This window comes from Achromobacter veterisilvae (genome assembly GCF_900496975.1).
In the GTDB taxonomy this organism is placed as follows: Bacteria; Pseudomonadota; Gammaproteobacteria; order Burkholderiales; family Burkholderiaceae_B; genus Achromobacter; species Achromobacter veterisilvae.
On record NZ_UFQC01000095.1, the window covers coordinates 1 to 1,307 of the forward strand.

Sequence of the window (1,307 nt, forward strand, 5' to 3'; positions counted from 1 at the left end):
GATTCATTGAGCATTACCGGGGAAGGCGGCGCGGATTTTGAGGAAGAAGTATTCCTGGTCGCGGTAGCCGTAAGCGCGCCGCTTGATGACCTTGATGGTGTTGTTGATGCCCTCGACGATGCTGGTGTTCAGGCGATGTCGGCATCTGGCCAGGATGCCGTGCAGATAGCCTTTCAGTCGCTGAGCGAAGGTGTTCAAGGCGGCTATTCCGCTTTGCTCGGCCTGCTCACACCAGTGGTTCCAGGCTTGTTTTGCCCAGGCAGGTCTTCGGTAGAACCAGAGCCGTTTGAGTTCGTCACGCAGGACATAGACCGTCAGCAGCGGCTGGTTGGCTTGCAGCAATTCGTCAAGCCGGACGGCCTGCTGCCGATCCAGGTTGTCACGGTTGCGCAGCAGCAGCCAGCGGCTCGATTTGATAATCCTGCGTGCGGGACGATCCTGGCGTAGTTGATTGGCCTGATCCACGCGCACCCGATCAATGACCTCTCGTCCATACTTGGCCACGACATGGAACAAGTCATAGACGATCTCCGCCTGTGGGCTGTGGGCCTGGATCTCCAACTCGTAGGCGGTGGTCATGTCGATGGCAACGGCCTTGATGCGTTGGGCGACCCCAGGCGGCAATTGTTCGAAGAACGCCCGGGCCGTCTCGCGTGAGCGTCCTGGGCCGATCCACAGCACCTGCCTGCCGATCGGATCGACCACCACGGTCGCGTAGCGATGCCCTTTGTGCAGGGCAAACTCGTCCATCGCCAAATACTCGATCCTGGACCAATCCGGTTCGCGCACCGACGCACGGAGCCGAGCCTTGTCCAGCGTCTTGACGGTATGCCAACCCAGGTCGAAGAACCTCGCCACCGCCTGCACGTTGCTCGATTGCAGCAATTGGCTGCAGGCCTGCGCGAGCCGATCCGTCACCCGTTGATATCGCCCCAGCCAGGCAAGCCGCTCCAGGCGCGGGCCACCGCATTGCTCACACCACAAGCGCCGGCGGGGCACGTGCAGAACGACCCGATACTCGAATAGCGGCAGATCTCGTACCCGTCGGACCGTGGTCTCATGCACCTGGCGACACCGCGCGCCGCAATGCTCGCACAGCATTACCTTGGCCGTTGGCTTCAAATAGATCGACAGCGTGCGCCCTGTGCCTTCGGGCCACTCCACGCGTTCGACGCCATAGCCCTGCCAGCCTCCCAGCGACTCCAGCAACTTGCGATCCAGCATCTCCCTGCACTCCTGATGGCAAATACCTGCCGTCAAGAATACGAAAACTTGCCAAACCCCTCCACGCTATTGCGCGATGAACC

1 protein-coding gene is annotated in these 1,307 nt (G+C 60.9%); it reads right to left on the bottom strand.

Features of this window, described 5'->3' with window-relative positions; genetic code table 11:
* Positions 1-3 precede the first annotated feature (3 nt).
* Positions 4-1,224 carry an ISL3 family transposase gene (locus AVE30378_RS32450; RefSeq protein ID WP_129247291.1) on the bottom strand — a complete coding sequence of 407 codons (1,221 nt, stop codon included), beginning with the start codon at positions 1,222-1,224 and terminating at the stop codon, positions 4-6.
* Positions 1,225-1,307 lie beyond the last annotated feature (83 nt).

Bases quoted from the DNA above. Each gene is read 5' to 3' on its own strand.
- AVE30378_RS32450 (WP_129247291.1), bottom strand. From the start codon at position 1,224: ATGCTGGATCGCAAGTTGCTGGAGTCGCTGGGAGGCTGGCAGGGCTAT.